The organism is Rhodococcus sp. NPDC056743 (genome assembly GCF_042790355.1).
Classification (GTDB): Bacteria; Actinomycetota; Actinomycetes; order Mycobacteriales; family Mycobacteriaceae; genus Rhodococcus_F.
Map to the genome: position 1 here is coordinate 395,095 of NZ_JBHTZI010000004.1, position 19,936 is coordinate 415,030.

General features: G+C 61.6%; 20 protein-coding genes. 5 read left to right on the top strand and 15 right to left on the bottom strand.

Annotation, left to right across the window (positions count from 1 at the left end; translation table 11 throughout):
- Window positions 1-31: 31 nt before the first annotated feature.
- The 3 genes from ACFRFQ_RS11840 to ACFRFQ_RS11850 are packed head-to-tail and all read right to left on the bottom strand — an operon-like array spanning window position 32 to window position 2,160.
- Window positions 32-445, bottom strand: a complete 414-nt coding sequence (locus ACFRFQ_RS11840; protein ID WP_378657190.1) for a DNA-binding protein — start codon at window positions 443-445, stop codon at window positions 32-34.
- A 58-nt stretch (window positions 446-503) separates the two neighbouring features.
- The gene (locus tag ACFRFQ_RS11845; RefSeq protein WP_378657192.1) at window positions 504-995 is read right to left on the bottom strand and encodes a nitroreductase family deazaflavin-dependent oxidoreductase; all 492 of its coding nucleotides are present in this window, start codon (window positions 993-995) and stop codon (window positions 504-506) included.
- A 1-nt stretch (window position 996) separates the two neighbouring features.
- Window positions 997-2,160, bottom strand: coding sequence for a steroid 3-ketoacyl-CoA thiolase (locus tag ACFRFQ_RS11850; protein ID WP_138871943.1), 1,164 nt, complete (start codon window positions 2,158-2,160; stop codon window positions 997-999).
- A gap of 176 nt (window positions 2,161-2,336) precedes the next feature.
- Between ACFRFQ_RS11850 and ACFRFQ_RS11855 the strand changes: the two genes are divergently transcribed.
- Window positions 2,337-3,587 (top strand): cytochrome P450, encoded by a 1,251-nt coding sequence (locus tag ACFRFQ_RS11855; protein WP_378657196.1) that lies wholly within the window; start codon window positions 2,337-2,339, stop codon window positions 3,585-3,587.
- A gap of 205 nt (window positions 3,588-3,792) precedes the next feature.
- Here ACFRFQ_RS11855 and ACFRFQ_RS11860 read toward each other — a convergent pair whose 3' ends face one another.
- From ACFRFQ_RS11860 to ACFRFQ_RS11885, 6 genes are all read right to left on the bottom strand, one after another.
- Window positions 3,793-4,173, bottom strand: coding sequence for a VOC family protein (locus tag ACFRFQ_RS11860; RefSeq protein ID WP_378657199.1), 381 nt, complete (start codon window positions 4,171-4,173; stop codon window positions 3,793-3,795).
- 151 nt (window positions 4,174-4,324) lie between these two features.
- Entirely contained in the window at window positions 4,325-4,735 is a 411-nt protein-coding gene (locus ACFRFQ_RS11865) for a nuclear transport factor 2 family protein (RefSeq protein ID WP_378657201.1), read from the bottom strand.
- Window positions 4,736-4,745: 10 nt separating this feature from the next.
- Window positions 4,746-5,609, bottom strand: a complete 864-nt coding sequence (locus ACFRFQ_RS11870) for a TIGR03619 family F420-dependent LLM class oxidoreductase (protein WP_138871946.1) — start codon at window positions 5,607-5,609, stop codon at window positions 4,746-4,748.
- A 33-nt stretch (window positions 5,610-5,642) separates the two neighbouring features.
- Window positions 5,643-6,824, bottom strand: coding sequence for a thiolase domain-containing protein (locus tag ACFRFQ_RS11875; protein ID WP_378657204.1), 1,182 nt, complete (start codon window positions 6,822-6,824; stop codon window positions 5,643-5,645).
- On the bottom strand, window positions 6,824-7,894 hold the full coding sequence (locus ACFRFQ_RS11880; protein ID WP_378657207.1) for a thiolase domain-containing protein: 1,071 nt from the start codon (window positions 7,892-7,894) through the stop codon (window positions 6,824-6,826). Before ACFRFQ_RS11880 ends, ACFRFQ_RS11875 begins: the two co-directional genes overlap by 1 nt.
- Window positions 7,895-7,905: 11 nt before the next feature.
- Complete coding sequence (locus ACFRFQ_RS11885) at window positions 7,906-8,883, bottom strand: Zn-ribbon domain-containing OB-fold protein (protein WP_378657210.1); 978 nt, start codon at window positions 8,881-8,883, stop codon at window positions 7,906-7,908.
- 73 nt (window positions 8,884-8,956) lie between these two features.
- Between ACFRFQ_RS11885 and ACFRFQ_RS11890 the strand changes: the two genes are divergently transcribed.
- Together ACFRFQ_RS11890 and ACFRFQ_RS11895 are read left to right on the top strand one after the other, a co-directional pair.
- Window positions 8,957-9,994, top strand: a complete 1,038-nt coding sequence (locus ACFRFQ_RS11890) for an LLM class F420-dependent oxidoreductase (protein ID WP_378657213.1) — start codon at window positions 8,957-8,959, stop codon at window positions 9,992-9,994.
- A gap of 181 nt (window positions 9,995-10,175) precedes the next feature.
- Window positions 10,176-11,135, top strand: coding sequence for a hypothetical protein (locus tag ACFRFQ_RS11895; protein ID WP_378657216.1), 960 nt, complete (start codon window positions 10,176-10,178; stop codon window positions 11,133-11,135).
- A 132-nt stretch (window positions 11,136-11,267) separates the two neighbouring features.
- On the opposite strand, the gene ACFRFQ_RS11900 is transcribed toward ACFRFQ_RS11895, so the two are convergent.
- Window positions 11,268-12,092, bottom strand: coding sequence for a crotonase/enoyl-CoA hydratase family protein (locus ACFRFQ_RS11900; RefSeq protein WP_138871951.1), 825 nt, complete (start codon window positions 12,090-12,092; stop codon window positions 11,268-11,270).
- An 80-nt stretch (window positions 12,093-12,172) separates the two neighbouring features.
- Between ACFRFQ_RS11900 and ACFRFQ_RS11905 the strand changes: the two genes are divergently transcribed.
- Both ACFRFQ_RS11905 and ACFRFQ_RS11910 read left to right on the top strand, forming a co-directional pair.
- Window positions 12,173-13,846: an acyl-CoA synthetase gene (locus tag ACFRFQ_RS11905; RefSeq protein WP_378657219.1), complete on the top strand. Its 1,674-nt coding sequence runs from the start codon at window positions 12,173-12,175 to the stop codon at window positions 13,844-13,846.
- Window positions 13,846-14,961, top strand: coding sequence for an NAD(P)H-dependent flavin oxidoreductase (locus ACFRFQ_RS11910; protein WP_378657221.1), 1,116 nt, complete (start codon window positions 13,846-13,848; stop codon window positions 14,959-14,961). The genes ACFRFQ_RS11905 and ACFRFQ_RS11910 overlap by 1 nt, the downstream gene beginning before the upstream one ends.
- Before the next feature lie 85 nt (window positions 14,962-15,046).
- Here the strand turns inward: ACFRFQ_RS11910 and ACFRFQ_RS11915 are convergent, their stop codons facing one another.
- From ACFRFQ_RS11915 to ACFRFQ_RS11935, 5 genes are all read right to left on the bottom strand, one after another.
- Window positions 15,047-15,205 (bottom strand): hypothetical protein, encoded by a 159-nt coding sequence (locus tag ACFRFQ_RS11915; RefSeq protein WP_185993124.1) that lies wholly within the window; start codon window positions 15,203-15,205, stop codon window positions 15,047-15,049.
- A 72-nt stretch (window positions 15,206-15,277) separates the two neighbouring features.
- Entirely contained in the window at window positions 15,278-16,015 is a 738-nt protein-coding gene (locus ACFRFQ_RS11920) for a FadR/GntR family transcriptional regulator (protein WP_378657224.1), read from the bottom strand.
- A 63-nt stretch (window positions 16,016-16,078) separates the two neighbouring features.
- Window positions 16,079-16,894, bottom strand: a complete 816-nt coding sequence (locus tag ACFRFQ_RS11925; RefSeq protein WP_378657226.1) for an ABC transporter ATP-binding protein — start codon at window positions 16,892-16,894, stop codon at window positions 16,079-16,081.
- On the bottom strand, window positions 16,891-18,966 hold the full coding sequence (locus ACFRFQ_RS11930; RefSeq protein WP_378657443.1) for a dipeptide/oligopeptide/nickel ABC transporter permease/ATP-binding protein: 2,076 nt from the start codon (window positions 18,964-18,966) through the stop codon (window positions 16,891-16,893). Before ACFRFQ_RS11930 ends, ACFRFQ_RS11925 begins: the two co-directional genes overlap by 4 nt.
- Entirely contained in the window at window positions 18,966-19,925 is a 960-nt protein-coding gene (locus tag ACFRFQ_RS11935) for an ABC transporter permease (protein ID WP_378657229.1), read from the bottom strand. Before ACFRFQ_RS11935 ends, ACFRFQ_RS11930 begins: the two co-directional genes overlap by 1 nt.
- Window positions 19,926-19,936: the final 11 nt, after the last annotated feature.

Genomic DNA, 19,936 nt, shown 5'->3' on the forward strand with positions numbered 1-19,936 from the left:
AGTGCTCCAACTTGCACGTTATGGCACGTGTTCAGCCTGTGGTGCGCCGGACGAGTCGTTCGTAGCGCTGACGTGCAGCCTGAGTGCTGCCGAGGCCGAGTCCGAACGCGATGTCCTGCCACGTCATCCCGCGTTTGCGTGCGACCGCGAGGAAGAGTGCTTCGTCCTGGTCCATTTCGGCGCGGGCTTTGGGGATCAGGCTCAAGGCGGCCATGACATCGGCGTCGTCGATGTCCGGTTCGCCGGGTTCGAGTGTGCTGCTGCCCGCGGCGAGACCGCCGACGACGCGGATCGCGCCGTACGGCTCGAGCATGTGGGGGAGGGATTGTCTGGCGCGTTGGCTCTCGGTCGCTCCGTGTCGTTCGTTGATCCGAAAGAGCCCGGCGTACTCGCGATGTGCGCGCTCTCGGCCGGGCTCGATCGGTCGGAATTGGTCATCGGTCATGCATGTCAGGGTTGCATGAACCGTCGGCATTGTAAACACTTTGTTGTAAACAAATTGTTCACTTCGATATGAGTGGTTCACACACGATTACCGGGATAACCCGATCGGTCCAGGCTTGGTAGTTGTCGAAGTCGGCATACATCGCCACCAGTTTGGGCCACAACCGAGCGCGTTCGTCTTCGGTGGCGACACGAGCTTTCATCGACCGCACGCGTGACTTGATCTGAACGGTCACCACGGGATCGGCCTTGACATTGAGATACCACATCGGGTTCTTAGGCAGACCGCCTTGCGACGCCACCAGAATTACGTTGTCGTCGTCCTCGAGAAACAGAAGCGGACTGATTCGTTCCTCGCCGGACTTACGCCCGGTCGTCGTGAGCAGGCAGATCGGCAGCCCGCGTGGAAACGCGCTGCCGACCCGCCACTTGCTGCCCAGCAATCCGTCGGTCGCCCGATACATCGCGACGTTGGCCTTCGACATCCACTTGATGATCGTGACTGTCGCCTTGGCGTCGAGTCCCTTGGGTTTAGCTGGGGGAGCGCTCATGTCAGATGCGCTCGATGATCGTGCCGGTGGCCAGTGCGCCGCCGGCGCACATCGTGATCAACGCAGTGGAACCGTCGCGGCGCTCGAGTTCGTGCAGCGCCGTCGTGATCAGTCGCGAGCCGGTGCTGCCGACCGGATGGCCGAGTGCCAGAGCGCCGCCGTTGACGTTGACATTGTCGAAATCCGGCTCGTGAACCTGAGCCCAGGACAGGGCGACAGAGGCAAACGCTTCGTTGACCTCGAAGAGATCGAGGTCGCCGATCTTCATGCCGCTCTTCTCGAGTACGCGGGTCGTGGCCTGGACCGGACCGTCGAGGTGGAACTCGGGTTCGGATCCGACGAGAGCCTGGGCAACGATGCGAGCGCGCGGCTTCAAGCCGAGAGCGCGGGCCTTGTCCTCGTCCATGAGCAGGACGGCCGCTGCGCCGTCGGAGATCTGCGAAGACGTTCCGGCAGTGTGGATTGCGCCCTCCATGACCGGCTTCAGGCGAGCCAGGGCCTCGGCCGTCGTGTCACGCAGGCCCTGGTCGCGATTGACCAGCTTGGTTTCGCCCGTCAGGTTGCCTTCCTTGTCGATCTGGGGTGCCGACAGCTCGAGTACCTCGCGATCGAAGCGGCCTTCTTCCCAGGCCTGCTTGGCGAGGGCCTGGGAGCGGACGCCGAGAGCTTCGAGATCCTCTCTGGTCAGTCCGCGACGACGCGCGATGCGCTCGGCGGCTCCGAACTGGTCGGGCAGGTCGATGTCCCAAGTGGCGGGCCGACGTGGTCCAGCCAGGGTTCCGACATTGGCTCCGAGCGGGACCTGGCTCATCGCTTCGATACCGCAGGCGATTCCGGCGTCGATCGCACCGGTGGCGATCAAGCCGGCAATCAGGTGATTGGCCTGCTGCGCGGATCCGCATTGGCAGTCGACGGTGGTGGCACCGGTCTGCCAGGGCAGTCCGGCGTGCAGCCATGCTGTGCGGGTGATGTTGTTGGACTGTGCGCCCGCTTGGGTGACGCAGCCGCCGATCACTTGCTCGATCAACATCGGGTCGATTCCCGAGCGATCGAGAAGACCCTTCTGGGCAGCTCCGAGAATTTCGGCGGCGTGCAGGCCGGCGAGCCAGCCTCCGCGCTTACCGATCGGTGTGCGGACGGCCTCGACGATTACTGGTGTGCCCACGGTGGGTTCCTTTCCTTGTATTGAAAAAGTAGAACAAGTTCTTAGCTAGAAGCAAGAGCTGTCTACTGTTTCCTTTCCTAGTAAGCAGGCTTGTGTTTCAATGTAAGTTAGAACGTGTTCCACATTACGGATGGTCATCACCGCGGTGGTGAAAAGGCTCATGGCAGGAGACATCAGTGGCACAGCCCGCAATCCCCCAGGGGATCGACTTCACGGACCCCGACATCTACGCAGAGCGGATGCCTTTCGAGGAATTTGCCCAGCTGCGTAAGACTGCTCCCGTGTGGTGGAATCCGCAGCCGCCGGAGATCGGCGGGTTCCAGGACGAGGGCTACTGGGTGGTCACTCGACATGAAGAGGTCAAGGAAGTCTCGCAGCGTAGCGACATCTTCTCGACCCACGAGAACACTGCGATCCCGCGTTTCGCCGACGACATCCCGCGTGAGAACGTCGAAATGCAGCGGTTCATCCTCATCAACAAGGACGCTCCCGAGCACACCAAACTTCGTAAGCTGATTTCGCGTGGGTTCACACCGCGAGCTATCAACAGCCTGCGCGACGAACTGACCGAGCGGGCCGCGCAGATCGTGAAGACCGCCGCCGAGAGCGGTGCCGGAGACTTCGTCACGCAGGTGGCGTCGGAACTTCCGCTGCAGGCGATTGCCGAGCTTCTCGGTGTGCCGCAGGAAGATCGTATGAAGCTCTTCGACTGGTCCAACCAGATGACGTCGTACGACGACCCGGAATTCGACATCGACCCGCAGGCTGCGTCGATGGAGATCCTCGGGTACGCGTACCAGATGGCGGATCAGCGCAAGAAGTGTCCCGCCGATGACATCGTCACCAAGCTCATCGAAGCTGACATCGACGGAAATGAGCTCTCCCCTGAGGAATTCGGCTTTTTCGTGATCCTTCTTGCGGTCGCGGGAAACGAGACCACTCGCAATGCGATCACACATGGCATGGTGGCGTTCCTGGACAATCCCGACCAGTGGGAGCTGTACAAGAAGGAACGTCCCAAGACCGCTGCCGACGAAATCGTTCGGTGGGCCACCCCGGTGACGTCCTTTCAGCGCACCGCTCTCGAGGACACCGAGCTCGGTGGGCAGAAGATCAAGAAGGGCGATCGCGTCGTGATGATGTACGCGTCGGCCAACTTCGATGAAGAGGTCTTCGAGAACCCCACCAAGTTCGACATCACGCGCGACCCCAACCCGCATCTCGGATTCGGCGGCACGGGTGCGCACTACTGCGTCGGAGCGAATCTGGCTCGCCTCGAAATCGACCTGATCTTCAACGCGATCGCCGATCATCTCCCGGATATCACCCGGCTCGGAGATCCTCGTCGTCTGCGTTCAGGCTGGCTCAACGGCATCAAAGAGTTTCAGGTTGATTACAAGACCGGTGGCTGTCCGGTCAAACACTGAACCAGCCCTATACTTAGCTGGTAACCGGCAAGTAGGTATGTGCCAAGTAGGTATGTGTATGGAATCGAAGGTTGGCACTGCGCTTTCGACTGCACAGAACTACAGTTGACGTTCTGAGGAGCCACTAGCTGGCTACTTGGAACTGCGGCGGCGTCTGTGGGATCCCTCATCTCCCGCAGGCGCCGCCGTTTGTAGTTCGCGAGAGCTAGCCGCCGTATGGTTTGGTGATCGCTTCGAGGAAGTGTCCTGACGGGTCGAGGAAGTAGACACCGCGCCCACCGTCATTGGTGTTGAAGCCGGTGCTCAATTTGCGCGGATCAGCCCAATGCTCGAGTCTCAGATCGAGTATTCGCTGGTAGATTCCGTCGAAGTCACTCTCGGAGACCAGGAATGCGTAGTGCTGCGGTGAAATCTCAGCGTCTTGCTCGACCTGCGCGTAGTCCAGCATCGCTCCGTGTTCGAGTTCGACGGAGAGGAAATGCCCGGCCGGGGTGGGATCGGGAAGACCGAAAATGTGGGTGAAGAACCACGCGGACTCTTGTCTGTCGTGTGCCGCGATGATGGTGTGATTGAACGAAATGGTCATTGACAAACCCTTGGTGTACGACGCCTCCATGCCTGGCGCAGTCCGCCATCGACACGCGACGATAAAGACCAGGAAACCATTTTCGTGAATCCGGCGCAACAGCGAGGGCTCCGGTCGTGTGACCGGAGCCCTCGCTTGTTCGTTTGTACGATCAGGCCTTGCGAGCTGTTTTCATAGCGCGCTCCACTTCCCAGAATGCGCGCAGCGACTGGATTTTTCCCTCGTCGTTGACGTGGTAGACGAACACGCCTTCGGCGTCGATGACGGAGCCGGCGATGGTCGTCCGTATCTTGCCGATGTTGACGTTCTCGTTGCCACACACCAAGGAATCGTCGATGAGGAACTCGAGTTTGTCCGTGTTTGCGATCGTCATATCGTAGAACTTGGAAATGGCTTCGCGGCCATGATGGCCTTTGCCCTCGGGATCGAAGCCCGAAGGACCGACGGGATCTTCGACCCAGCCGTCCTCGGCAAAGAGATCCAGCCAGGCTTCCTTGTTCTTTCCACTTGCTGCTGTCCGCGATGCATTGCCCGCTACGCGGGCGGGATGTTCGGTGGTCATCGATTTTCCCTCACTGGATGTATTTCTCGGCGAACCTGCGCATGGAATCCTGCTTTGCCTCGAGCGGTGCGTCGAACCCGATACCGTCGAAAACCCAAGGAACCGTGATGATGTCGGTGACGCCGGCGTCCTCGAGTTCGGCGTAGCCGTCTTTTCCGAACCGGTCGACGCACACAGTCTGGATCTCGTACGGTTCGTTCTCCTTGCCGTACTCGGCGCGCAGTTCACGCAGTCTGGCGATGACGCCGACCAGATCGTCGAACTTGATCATCGCCGACGTCCAGCCGTCGCCGACGCGTGCCGCACGCTTGAGAGCAACCTCGGTGTGGCCACCGACGTAGAACGGAACCGGTTTGGTGGGAGTCGGACTCATCTGCAGACGATCGAAATCGAAAAACTCGCCGTGGTACTCGACCATACCGCCGCCGAGGATCAGCTTGATGACGTCGATCATCTCGTCCACTCGGGCGCCGCGACGCTGGTATGGAGCCCCACACCACTCGAATTCTTCCGGAGCCCAGCCGATTCCGACGCCGAATCCGAAACGGTTGTTCGTCAACGCGGCGACCGACCCGACCTGGCGGGCGAGGAGCACCGGATTGCGGCTACCCAGCTTCAATACCTGCGTGTAAAACTCGATTTTCTCGGTGACAGCGCCCATCGCCGCCGCGGCGATCAGCGGATCGACCCAGGGGGTCTCGGCAGTCCACATCCGAGACCCGTCCGGCGTGTACGGGTAGTCCGCCGTCTGGGTTTCCATGAAGAACAGTGAATCCGGCAACGCAATGGACGTAAATCCGCACTCTTCAGCGGTTTTGGCGATGCCGGGCAGCTGATCCAAAGGGTTCATCGCAACCCCGACGGTGTACTTCATCTTCGACTTCTCCCTGATCGACGGTTGGCGTGCTTACGTGGTGGGGCGTTCGGAGCCGACGACCCACATCGAGAAGTACTGTGAGCCACCGCCGTACGCGTGACCCAGAGCCTTACGTGCACCGGCTACTTGGTGATCGCCGGCGCGGTGCATCACCTGCATCGCAGATTCGGCAAACCGGATCATGCCGGACGCACCGATCGGGTTGGACGAGAGAACGCCACCCGACGCGTTGACGGGAAGCTTGCCGCCGATGGCTGTTTCGCCGGCTTCGGTGAGCTTCCATCCCTGCCCTTCCTCGGCAAATCCGAGGTTCTCGAGCCACATCGGTTCGAACCAGGAGAACGGCACGTAAATTTCGGCGCAGTCGATCTCGTTGAGCGGATCCGTGATTCCGGCTGCCTTCCACAGGGCTGCCGCAGCATCGCGTCCGGCCTGCGGGTTGACCTGGTCGCGACCCGCGTAGGTCGTCGGTTCGGTGCGCATCGCCGTTGCATGAATCCACGCGACGGTCCGGCCCTGGGCCTCGATCTCGGCGGCAGCCTCTTCGTTGCCGATCACCAGCGCGCAGGCGCCGTCGGAGGACGGGCATGTCTCGTCGTAGCGGATGGGATCCCACAGCATCTGTGACGCTTGAACGGATTCGACCGTGATATCAGGTTGCTTGAGGTGCGCATAGGGGTTGATGCTGCCGTTCAGGCGATCTTTTGCGGCAACGATGGCACCGATGTGCGAGGGCGCACCCGAGCGTCGGATGTACGAACGGACGTGCGGCGCAAAGTAGCCGCCGGCGCCGGCACCCACCGGCATGTTGAAGGGGACCGGCGTGGACAGTGCCCACATCGCATTCGACTCGGACTGCTTCTCCCAGGAAACCGTCAAAACCCGCTTGTGAACGCCGGATTTGACGAGGGTCGATGCCACGATCGCTGTCGAACCACCGACGGACCCGGCGGTGTGGACGCGAAGCAACGGTTTCCCGTTGGCACCGAGAGCATCCGACATGGCCAGCTCCGGCATCATCGATCCCTCGAACAGGTCGGGGGCCTTGCCGATCACGACTGCGTCGATGTCGTCCCAGCCGACCTGTGCGTCGAGCATCGCGGCGTCGATCGCTTCGCGGACCAATCCGGCCATCGACACGTCGTGACGCTTTGCGACGTAGTGAGTCTGGCCGGTGCCGAGCACGGCCGCGAGTTGTGGCGTTCCGGCCATCAGTTCCGTCCCTCCAAGACTGCTACCAGGTTCTGTTGCAGCACTGGGCCGCTGGTTGCATGGGCCAGTGCGCGATTCGCCTGGCCTCCCCAAATTGCCTGTGCTGCGTAACCGATACGTTCGAGACCACCCGAAAACATCGGGTTGCCACTGAGCGGGCCACCAGACGGGTTGATCGTGGTGGCATCCGTGAGACCGATTGCCTCCTTGAGGATCAGCTCCTGATGGCTGAACGGTGCGTGGAGTTCGGCAATGTCGATGTTGCTGACATCACCGCCCGTCGCAGCCCTCGCGGCGGATGCCGTCGACGGTGATGTCGTGAGATCACGCGCCCCCAGGTCGGGTGAGTCGATGCGGTGTTCGAGGCCGGAGATCCATGCCGGACGTTCACACAGGTCGCGAGCCCGGTTTCCGGATGCCAGCACGATGGCTGCGGCGCCATCGGTGATGGGTGCACAATCATGGGCACGCAATGGATCTGCGAGGAACGGACTGGCCAGCAGTGCCTCGATGTCGACCTCGCCGGCGAGCTGCGCGTTCGGATTGTTCATCGCGTGACGGCGGCTGCGGGCGGCTACTTCGGCCATGTCTTCGTGGGTCCACTTGCCGGCGTCGAGTCCGAGTCGGGCTTGAAGGCCGGCGATCGATACCGAGTCGGGCCACAACGGCGTCACGAGGTATGGATCGAGTTGCATGGAAAGAATCTTGCGCAGGTGCCCGGCGGAAGACTTACCGAAGCCGTACACCAGTGCGGTCTCGACCTCACCGGTCAAGATTTTGATCCACGCTTCGTAGAACGCCCAGGCTGCGTCCATTTCGACGTGAGACTCGTTGATGGGTGGAACGGCGCCGATCGAGTCGATTGCCGAGATGAAGGAAAACGCGCGCCCGGCAAGGTAATCGGAGGAACCCGAGCACCAGAATTCGATATCGGACTTGGTGATTCCCAGGTCCTGGTAGAGCTGCTGGAAGCACGGGACCAGCATCTCGACGCCGTTGGTGGTGCCGTGGGTCTCGCGTACGTGTGGGGCTTGTGCAAAGCCCACCACCGCGATGTCTGCAGAAGTCATGTCGGAAGCCCTCACAGGTGGTGTTGGAAGGTGGAGTACTCGGCGTCGGGTTCACCGCTCGGCCTGAAGTACTCGATGTTCTCGAGCGTGTAACCCCACTCCTCGCGTGGTTTCCACTTGGCCTCGACGCGCATGCCCATCCGGACATCGGCTGCGTCGCACTCCAAGATCAGGTGCAGGAACGGAATATCCGCACCGTCGAGCAGTACGTAGGCGGCGACATAGGGGGGCTTGATCCGTTGGCCGAGGAACGGGACGTTGACGATGCAGAAAGTGGTGACGGTTCCCTTGTCCGGCAGTTCGATCTGCTCGTTCGTCGGCTTCCCGTTGGTGGGGTTGGCGCCGCGCGGCGGGATGTAGACCTTGTCTCCCGGTCCGCTGCGACCACCGATGAGCTTGCCCTCCGCGAGCCCGCGGAGATAGAAACTTTCCTCGGCCGAAGCGGAATGCAAAAAGTGCAGGTCGACGGGCGTCGTAATCATGGTGACCGGATCGGCGCTCGAATCGATTGTCGCGATGCCATTTTCGCTCTCACCAGGTTCGAAGCACTCGATGTCCTTGATCTGGCCGACTCGCTCCGACGCCCATCGAGCACGCACACGCATGCCGGTGCTGATGTCGTCGGGGGACTCGACGTCGACCGCGTGAAGCATCGCGGTGTCTGCGCCGTCGAGCCTGATGAGGGCCCATGCGAATGGCTTCGTGAGGGGTTGGCCGTCGATCGGTTCCGGCATCCACGACCAACTCACGACGGTACCGCCGTCGGACACTCCGACGAAGTCAGTGAGTGGTTCGGCGGTATCCGGATCGAATTCGGGCGGCGGCACGAAGACACGTCCGTTCGACCCGCGCGCGCCGATCACCTTGCGATCACGCAGGGCCGTCACGAACGCGCCGATGGTCGGCCCCGTCGATCTGGTGTAGTCGAAATGGAGATTCAATGGTGCGCTCAGCGGCTTTTCGGCCACCCCGCTCTTTCCGATGGTCACAAGATCGAGTAGAACAGGTTCTAGAGATTGTGGCAAGGGTCACTTCTGATCACCGGAGACGTGGAGGCGCGAGATGAAGCTTGGGTTGCAACTCGGATACTGGGGCGCACAACCCCCCACGAATGCTCCGGAACTGATCGAGGCAGCCGAGAACGCGGGCTTCGATTCGGTTTTCGCAGCGGAGTCCTGGGGGTCCGACGCTTTCACACCACTCGCGTGGTGGGGATCGCGGACCGAGAACATTCGGCTGGGCACGTCCGTCGTCCAGATTTCTGCACGAACGCCCACCAGTTGCGCCATGCACGCACTTACGCTCGATCACCTCAGTGGCGGTCGGACCATCCTGGGACTCGGCGTATCCGGACCGCAGGTTGTCGAAGGGTGGTACGGGCAACCGTTCGAAAAGCCGCTCGCACGGACCCGCGAATACGTGGACATCATCCGCCAGGTCCTCGCTCGCGAAAAACCGGTCACCAGCCCCGGACCGCACTACCCGCTGCCGTACGACGGGCCCGGAAATTCAGGGCTTGGCAAGCCGCTCAAGGCGATTACACATCCGCTTCGCGCCGACATTCCGATCTGGCTCGGCGCCGAAGGACCCAAAAATGTTGCCCTCGCCGGAGAAATCGCCGACGGGTGGTTAGCGATCTACTACACCCCGCGGCTCGCACCGATGTACAACAAATGGCTCGACGAAGGATTCGCGCGCACCGGAGCGCGTCGCAGCCGTGAAGACTTCGAGGTAGCCGCCACCTGTCAGGTCATCGTCACGGACGATCGCGCTGCAGCTATCGCGAAGCTCAAACCGACGACAGCCCTCTACGTCGGCGGAATGGGCGCACCGGAGTTGAACTTTCACGCCCAGGTCTACAAGCGCATGGGCTACGAGAAGGAGGTCGACGAGATCGGCCGTCTCTTCATGTCGGGCCGCAAGGAAGAAGCTGCGGCCGTCGTCCCCGACGAGATGGTCACCGAGACCATGATCATCGGCAACCTCGACGAAGTTCGGGCCGGCGTGAAGCGCTGGGAAGAGGCCGGCGTCACGATGCTGTTGGTGACCTGCCGCGACGCCGATCATGTGCGGGAATTGGCGGCGGCGGTGCGGGGCTGACCCCTTTTTGAGCGAACGTACCTTTCGGCTTTTCGGAGCCCCTTCGACCGCGTGAACGTATCGCTGCCCTTGTCAGACAGGGGGAGCGATACGTTCACGCGCCGAAATGTTATCCACAGCCCTGTGAATAACCCCGAATTTTGAGACAGTTCACTTTCCGCGATGACCCATGCTGTTTTCCATGCGAAGAGGAGAGTGGGGCGACGATCCGAGGTTGTTGTACGCAGCGAGCGCCGACGGAGTGATTCGGGTGGCAGAACTGACGCGGTTGGGAGTTTCAGATACTGCAATCGCGGGGCGATGCAAACCGGGAGGTGCGTGGCAGCGATTGTTGCCCGGGATCGTGATGCTGAGCAACGGCTATCCGAGTCCGCGCCAACGCACCATTGCAGCACTCATGTTCTGTGGTCGCGGGTCGATGGTCACGGGACGGGCGGCAATGACTCAATATGGGTACCGCGCGCATTCGGGGGACGTTCAGTTGTTGATGCCCATGCACCGTCGCGTACAGTCGACGGGTTTTGTCGTCGTCGAGCGCACCGTCAGATTGCCGGACCCATCGACCCGTAACGGAATCGACTGCGCACCATTGGTTCGCTCGGTACTCGACGTTGCCCGGCGATGCAAGACGCTGGATGCTGCTCGTGCGGTCATTGCAGAAGTCGTTCAGCGTGGCGATGTTTCAGTTCGCGACCTGTCGAAGGAACTCGAAGCTGGAAGCATCCGAGGAAGCGCGTTGCCTCGCGAAGTCCTGCGTGAGGTCGACGCCAATGTCCACTCGGTACCCGAGGCGCAGGCTCGCAGGCTGTGGAAACGGAGTGGGCTGCCCGAGATGGTCTTCAACCGTGAAATCTGCGACGCAAATGGGAGATTCATCGCTATGCCGGACGGGTGGATCGATTCTGTCGCGTTTGCCTGGGATATCGATTCACTGGACTGGCATCTTTCACCCGATGATTATCGTGCGACAGTTGAGCGTCGGACGAGGATGCAGAATGCGGGAATCATCGTCCTGCCGACGGTGCCTCGCGCGTTGCGCGTTGAGCCTGAGCGCGTGATCGCAGATCTGCGCGCGCATTATGCGTTGGCGGCGTCACGGCCACGCCCAAGGGTGTCCATCAGCGCCAGACCCGGAGGGTGAACGTATCGCTCCCCCTGTTGGACAGGGGGAGCGATACGTTCATGCGATCGGCGGGAGCGGGCGGGGTCGGGGCAGGGTGGGGCGAGTGGGGCCGGTCGGCGCAGTAGTTGGGCAGGGAACGAGGGTGGGGCCTCAGACTCCCTTGAACTTGGGCGCCCGCTTCTCGCCGAAGGCTCGGGGGCCTTCCTTGGCGTCTGCGCTCATGAAGACCTTCATGCCCAGTTCCGCGTCGATGCGGAAGGCTTCTTCCTCGTGCATGCCCTCGGTGTCGCGGATCGTCTTGAGGATCGCCTGGACTGCGAGAGGTCCGTTGGCGCTGATCAGTTCGGCAAGTTCGAGTGCCTTGTCGAGGGCTTGACCGTCCGGGACGACGTGGCCGATGAGCCCGATTTCCTTGGCTTCCGGCGCTTTGATGTGGCGTCCGGTGAGCAGAATATCCGCGGCGATGGTGTACGGAATCTGCCGGACCAGGCGCACTGCCGAACCGCCGAGTGGGAAGAGCCCCCACTTGGCCTCGGACACTCCGAATTTGGCGCTTTCACCGGCGACGCGGATGTCGGTGCCTTGCAGGATTTCGGTTCCGCCGGCGATGGCGGCGCCTTCGACGGCTGCGATCAAGGGCTTGGTGAGCCGTCGGCCTTTGAGGAGACCTTCGATTTTGGACATGTCGACACCGCCGCCGGCAAAGGCGTCTCCCGGGGGTTTGGCGGACATGTTCTTGAGGTCGGCGCCGGCGCAGAAGTCGCCGCCGGCTCCGGTGAGGACGGCGACGCGGATGTCTGGGTCGTTGTCGACCTGATCCCACGCGTCGACCATGATCGCCATCATGTCGCCGGTGATGGCGTTCTTCCGCTCGGGGCGGTTCATGGTGATGATCAGGACGTGACCGCGTTTCTCCACGAGGCAGTGCGGTGCGGTTTCCGAAGTGTCGGATTTCTCGGTCGTCGTAGCGGACACTGATGGCTCCTGGTGAGTCTGTGAGCTGGCTCTCAAATTGGGTCTTGCCAGAAAAGGTAACACGTTCTACTTTGAAGGGCGTGGCCCTTAACATCGCAGACTTCGTAGAGCACTCGATCGACCTCGTTCCGGACCGGGTTGCACTGGTCTCCGATGATCGGGAGGTGACGTACGCGCAACTCGAGGACCGCGCCAACCGGCTTGGTCATTACCTGCGCGAACATGGCGTGAAGCCGGGTGACAAAGTCGGCATCTACTGCCGCAATGTCATCGAGGCGATCGAGGCTATGGTCGCGATCTTCAAGATCCGGGCGGTGATGGTCAACATCAACTACCGCTATGTCGAGAACGAGTTGCAATACATCTTCGACAATTCGGACATGGTTGCGCTGGTCGCTGAGCGCCGTTATGCCGACAAGATCAAGAACGTTCTCCCGAACGCGCCCCTCGTCAAGTCGGTTGTCATCATCGACGACGGCACAGATGCCGACTACTCGTCGTTCGGCATCGAGTACGAAGCGGCACTCGCGCAGAGTTCGGGCGAGCGCGATTTCGAGGATCGCAGCAACGACGACATCTTCATGCTCTACACCGGCGGCACGACGGGTAGCCCGAAGGGCGTCATGTGGCGTCACGTGGACTGGTGGCGTGTGCTCGGCGGTGGCATCAACTTCGTGACCGGAGTTGCGGTCGAGGACGAGTACGAGATGGCGAAGGTCGGTGCTGCCAACCCGAGCATGGTGCGCTACCCGATTCCCCCGATGATCCACGGCGGCTCGCAGTCGGCAGTGTTCCACAGCCTCTTCGGCGGCGGAACCTGCTTGATGCACCCCGAGTTCGACGCCCACGAGGTGTGGCAGAACATCGACAAGCACAAGGTCAACCTCATCTTCATCACCGGCGACGCGATGGCCAGGCCGATGCTCGACGCCTTGATCGCCGGAAACCCGAAAACGGGCCAGCCTTACGATCTTTCGTCGCTGTACGTCATGGCCAGCAGTGCGGCGCTGTTCTCGCCGAGCATTCAGGAGCAGTTCCTGGAACTGCTGCCCAACCGTTTGCTGACGGACTCCATCGGAGCGTCGGAGACCGGTTTCGGTGGCTTGGCAGTTCTCTCCAAGGGGCAGAAGCACACCGGCGGTCCGACGGTCAAGATCGACGCCTCCACAACGGTTCTCGACGACGACGGCAACGAGGTCGAACCGGGATCGGGCCAGCGCGGCATGCTTGCGCGCAAGGGCAACATCCCGCTCGGTTACTACAAGGACGAGGTCAAGACGGCGGAGACGTTCCGCACCATCAATGGTGTGCGCTACTCGATCCCCGGTGACTACGCGCAGGTCGAAGCCGACGGTACTGTCACGATGCTCGGACGCGGTTCGGTGTCCATCAACAGCGGCGGTGAGAAGGTGTACCCGGAAGAGGTCGAAGGTGCGTTGAAGGCGCACCCGGACATCTTCGACGTGCTGGTGGTCGGCATCCCCGACGAGCGTTTCGGGCAGCGAGTTGCCGCAGTGGTTCAGGTCCGCGAAGGCACGTCTCCGACGCTGCTCGACATCGCGACGGCGGCACGCAAAGAGATTGCCGGATACAAGGTTCCGCGCAGCGTGTGGTTTGTCGACCAGGTCAAGCGGAACCCAGCAGGCAAGCCGGATTACCGATGGGCGAAGGCCGAAACGGAATCCCGTGAAGCCGACGACCACAACGGAAACGGTGCTCCCGAGGCCAACAGTGCAGAGAGTGTGGAAGCCTGATGCGATCCGATCTTGCCGACAAGTTCGGCATCGAATACCCGATCTTCGGATTCACTCCGTCGGAGCACGTAGCGGCTGCGATTTCTCGCGCCGGTGGACTCGGAGTCCTGGGTTGTGTGCGATTCAACGATCCTGAAGAACTCGAAGCGGCCCTGACCTGGATGGACGAGAACACCGACGGTAAGCCGTACGGCGTCGACATCGTCATGCCCGCAAAGGTTCCCACCGAGGGCGGCGCGATCGATCTCGACAAGCTGATCCCGGCCGAGCATCGCGCGTTCGTCGACCGCACGCTCGACGAACTCGGTGTGCCGCCGTTGTCCGACGACGTCGAACACGCCACTGGTGTCCTGGGCTGGTTGCATTCCGTGGCCCGCTCGCACGTCGATGTAGCTCTCGGGCATCGAATTGCCTTGATCGCCAATGCTCTTGGTTCACCACCGAAAGATGTCATCGATCAGGCGCATGCAAAGGGTGTGCCGGTTGCGGCGTTGGCCGGTGCGGTCGAGCATGCCCGTCGTCATGTGGAGAACGGCGTCGACATCGTGATCGCCCAGGGCTACGAAGCCGGCGGGCATACCGGTGAGATTGCTTCCATGGTGCTGGTTCCCGAGATCGTCGACGCACTCGGCGACAGTGCGGCCGTGTTGGCCGCCGGCGGAATCGGAAGCGGCCGGCAGGTTGCCGCAGCCCTCGCGCTCGGTGCATCCGGTGTGTGGATGGGTTCGTACTGGCTCACCACGTCGGAATACAAACTGGGTAGCGCGTCGGGGGATGGCCCGTCGGCCATTCAACGTGCGCTGCTGAAGGCGACGTCGGCGGACACCGTTCGGTCTCGGATCTACTCGGGCAAGCCCGCCCGACTGCTCAAGACGAAGTGGACCGAAGCCTGGTCGAAGCCCGGTGCGCCGGACGCTTTGCCGATGCCGCTGCAGAATCTTCTGGTGAGTGATGCGCACCAACGTATTTCGGCGTCGGAAAATCCTGACGTCGTGGCAATGCCGGTCGGTCAGATCGTAGGACGGATGAACGAGATCCGTCCGGTCTCCGAGGTTATGGCGGAGTTGGTTTCCGGATTCGAGGATGCGCGTGCGCGCCTGGACTCCATGAAATAGAACGCCGTGAAATAGAACGCCGCGAAATAAGCAGACAGGGCAAAAGGCTCTCGACCACTCAGTGGTCGAGAGCCTTTTGCTTGTTTCAGCCCGCCAGGTCGTCCGGTCCGACGCTGTCGGCCAGCCATTCTCCGCGACTGAGTACGCCGCCGTCATCTCGACGACGGGCGATCACGAAAATGACCAGGGCAGCGGCGGCGACCAACGCGAGGATGCGCGACGGCGTCAGGTTCGGATTCTTCATGCCTGCAATTTTGCCGCAAGATCTGCCGACGTGGGGGATCGCGTGTCCAAGATCAATGCCTGGCGCTCAGCGCTAGTTCGAACTCTCCGCATGCAGATTTCCGATCCGCTCCCGCAGGCCACCGAAATGTACGTCGAGACTATGGGCAGCTTCGATGGCGTCACCGGTACGAATAGCGTCGAGAATTGCGCGGTGCTTCGACGCTATATCGACGAGCGGTGTATCCGAATGACCGATTGCCTGCTGGATTTCGCTGTACACCTGCCAGAAGACATCCATCAATTGCGCAAGCACCTGATTGTCGAGCGGTGAATACAGCCGGCTGTGGAAAGTTGCATCGATATCGGAGAAGTTCTTTCCGGCAGCTGCGCGGACTTCCATTCCCGTCACGAGTTCGTCGAGAGCGTCGTGATCTGCGGTGGTCATTTCGGCCATTGCGGCACCGATCAGACCGGTTTCGAGAGCCTGACGGATATCGACCAGTTCCATCGCTTCGTGGCCGGTGCCCTGGAGGGACAATCGGCCGCGGAACGTCAGACCGTCGGCCAGAGCGTCGAAGTTACTCGGGGCGACAAACATTCCGAAACCGTGCCGGATTTCGACGACGCCCAAGGCCTGCAGAACCTTGAGAGCCTCGCGCAGTGTGTTCCTGCCGATTCCCAGTTCTTCGGACAGCTCGGCTTCCGTCGGCATGGGATCACCGGGGCAGAGTCGACGATCCAGGATCAAGTTCATGATGTCGGATTGAAGCGCACGCATACGGTTTTGCGCGCTGAAACGAGCACGCGGTGTGCCATTCCGAACAGACATCGATTCCCCTTTTCCGAATTGAACGTCCTTCATCCTATGTCCGCTTGCCGACTCCATCGGTTATCACGCATCCACGGTGCGTTGAAGCAGGCTCGGTGCCGCGCCGAGCAGTTTTGCGGTATAGGCGTCGGACGGGTTGTCGAACACTTCGCGAGCTGTTCCCTGTTCGACGATGCGGCCGGCATTCATGACGACAATGCTGTCGGAGACGTAGCGGACGGTCTGGATATCGTGCGAGATGAAGACCATGCCGAGCCCGAGTCGCGCCTTGATGTCGCTGAGCAAATTGAGGATCTGCGCGCGCACCGACACGTCGAGCGCGGATGTCGGTTCGTCGGCCACGATCACGTCCGGTTCGAGTGCGAGCGCACGAGCGATCGCCACTCGCTGACGCTGTCCGCCCGAGATCTGACTCGGGAGGACCTCGAGCGCTGACGGGGGAAGCCCGACCAGTCCGACAAGTTCGCGGACCCGAGCGGTGCGGGTCGAACGATTCCCGATCCCGTGAACGTCGAGCGGATCGGTGAGGATGTCGGCCACCGTCATTCGCGCGTTGAGCGCGGTGGCCGGATCCTGGAACACGATGGAGATCGCGCGTCCGAATTCCTTGCGCACCGATGCCGATCGGGTCAGCGCGCTCTGCCCACGGAAGATAACGTCGCCCGACGTCGGCGTCTGCAGCCCGACCATGACCTTCGCGAGCGTCGACTTACCGCAACCGGACTCGCCCACGATGCCGATCGTCGCCCCTCGTCGAACGGCGATACTGACATCGTTGACGGCGTGCACGGTTCCGGGTTTGAACAGCGATCCCGAACGAGTCTTGTGGACGACGTGAATGTTCTTCAGTTCCAGGATGGGTGTCTCAGTTGTGGTCATCGCACGCTTTCCAATTCCGATTCTGCGGACAACGGCGCCGCGGACTGGTTGGCGAACCAGTGCTCGGTTCCGTCGATCCGAACCATTTCGGGCTTTCGGTGGGGATCGGAATCCGGACGCAGGGAACGTTCGGCAAAGCGGTCACCGGTGGCGAAGCTGCCGGGCGACGGTACGGTTCCCTGGATCTGGTGGAGCCTCGGCGCCTCGTCCTCGATGGAGAGAACTGCGCCGAGAAGGCCCTGGGTGTATTCGTGGCGGGGATCGACGAGCAGGTCGCGGGTAGGCGCTGACTCGACGACCTGACCGGCGTACATCACCGTGATCTTGTGGGCGAGTGAAGCAACCAGCGCAAGATCGTGGCTTACGAAAACCATGGCAAAGCCGAGCTTTTCGCGCAGATCGTTGAGCAGATCCACCACCTGAGCCTGGACGGTGACGTCGAGAGCTGTGGTGGGTTCGTCGGCGACGATCAGGCGCGGGCTACGCGTGAGGGACATCGCGATGAGGACACGCTGGCGCTGACCACCGGACAACTCGTGCGGGTAGCTGGCAAGCGTGCGAACCGGGTCGAGTCCGACAAGTTCGAGCAGTTCCTCGGCGGTACGCGTTCCACCTCGTTTGGTGAGCTGCTTGAACTGGGCGCGAATCAACATTGCCGGGTTCAGGGAGCTGAGTGCGTCCTGGTAGATCATGGCCATGTCGTGTCCGCGAAGCTTGTTTCGTTCCCGGTTGTTCAGCTCGAGGACGTTGACCCCGTCGAACAGGATCTCGCCGGTCACCACTGCGGTCTTGGGTAGCAGGCCCATGATGGCCAGCGACGTCAACGACTTGCCACAGCCCGATTCGCCGACAAGAGCCATCGTTTCGTTCGGGCGGACGGTGAAGCTCACGTTGTCGACGATCGCGGTGTCGCCGTAGCGTTCCGGGAACCGGATCGTGAGATTGCGAACCTCGAGCAGCGGGGCCGCGTCACCTTCGTACACAAGACGATCGGTGCGTGTGCGTTCGGTTTCCGCGAGGATCTTCAGATGCGTTTCGAGTGGCGTCGGCGCGGCGACCGGTTTCAGCGCCTTGCTGACGATGACACTCGAGTCGGCGAAGTCGTCGTCGATGACCGCCAACTTGGCGTCCGCTGCGGCTTCAGCTTCGAGAATGAGCTCGTTGGACGTTTCTTCTGCGGCGGCGGTGCGGGCTGCTTCGAGAGGTGTCTTCTTGGTCTTCTTGAGGCTCGGATCGGCCATCGCGTCGGTGAGACCCTCGGCAAGCACGTTGAGGGAGAGAACCGTCAGAAGAATCAGCAGACCGGGGAACACCGTTGCCCACCAACCACCGAGCAGGACCATGTTCTTACCGTCGGCGATCACCGATCCCCATGACGGGTCCGGCGGACGCACACCGGCGCCGATGAATGACAGGCTGGCTTCGAGCACGATGGCATCGGCGACCATGACCGTGCAGAACACGAGGACCGGTGCGGCGCAGTTGGAGATGACGTGCTTGACGACGATGTGGAAAGTGCTTGCCCCGATGACCTTTTCGGCTGCAACGTAGTCCTCGCCGTACTGAGCGAGCACGTTGGCGCGAACGACACGGGCAACCATCGGGGTGTAGAGAAAGGCGATGGTCACGATCAGGGTCGGGATCGAACCGCCGAATGCAGCGACGAGGACCGCTGCGAGTGCAATACCCGGGAATGCCATCACGACGTCGAGAACACGCATGATGGTCTCGTCGACGGCTTTGCGGCTGGTAGCCGCCACCGAACCGATGAGAGCACCGACGCACAGGGCCAGGAATGTAGAGCCGAGGCCGATGGCGAGTGACCAGCGCCCGCCGTACAGCAAGCGGCTGAACAGATCTCGTCCGAGACTGTCCTGACCGAACCAGTGATCTGCGCTGGGTCCGGCCGTGCCGACGGCCTGCTCGAGGGGGCTGTACTGCGTGACCAGTGGCGCGAACAGACACGCGAGAACGATGATCGCGAGGACTGCCATGGACAGCCAGGCGGAGAGGGGAAAGCGTGAAAAGGTGATACCGGGACGCGAAAGCTTCTCGGTGAGTTTTCTTCTCATCATGCTGCGCTCCGAAGTCGTGGATTGACAAGCAGGTAGAGGATGTCGACCACGAGGTTGACGACAACGAAGCCAACTGCGATGACGATGACAACACCCTGGACAACCGCGGGGTCACCGTTGGTGACGCCGTTGATCATGAGCTGACCCATGCCGGGAAGGCCGAAGATCTGCTCGATGACCACGGCGCCGCCCAGGAGATAACCGACGCGCAGACCCAGAACGGTGAGTGGGTTGATCAGCGCGTTACGCAACACGTTTCGCCCGATCACCACGGGGTAGGGCAGGCCGCTTCCGATGGCCGTACGGACGTAGTCCTTGTCCAATTCCTCGACCATGGAGGTGCGGATGATGCGAGTGAGTTGGGCTGCGACGGGGAGCGACAGCGACAACGCCGGCAGTGCCATGTACCAGAGCCAGTCCGTAACGGAGTCGGCCGGATTGACGTAGCCACCGGTGGGGAACCAGCCGAGCTGGACGGCCAGGTACTGAATCATCAACAGTGCCAACCAGAATGACGGTGCGGCCACGCCGCCGAGTGAAATCACGCGAATGACCTGATCAGGCCAGCGGTCACGGAAGAGTGCACTGGTGACGCCGAAGATCAGCGAAAGCACGATGGCGATCACGAGTCCGAGCACCGTGAGCTGGATCGTGAGCGGCAGCGCCGTGGAGATCGAATCCAGTACCGGGGTACCGGAAATCAGGCTGTCGCCCATGTTGCCACTGACAAGATCGGTCACGAAGTGGACGTACTGCAGCGGCAGAGGGTCGAGCAGTCCGTTCTCTTCCTTGAACTGCTGCAACTGTTCTGCCGTCGGGTTGCCACCGTTGAACGCCGCAGTCGCGGGATCGGTGGGCGCGAACTGCATCACGATGAAAACGAACGCGATGATGCCGAGGATCAGGGGGATCAGTATCAGTAATCGCCTGATCAGCATGGGGAGGACTCTTGCCATCGGGGGATCTC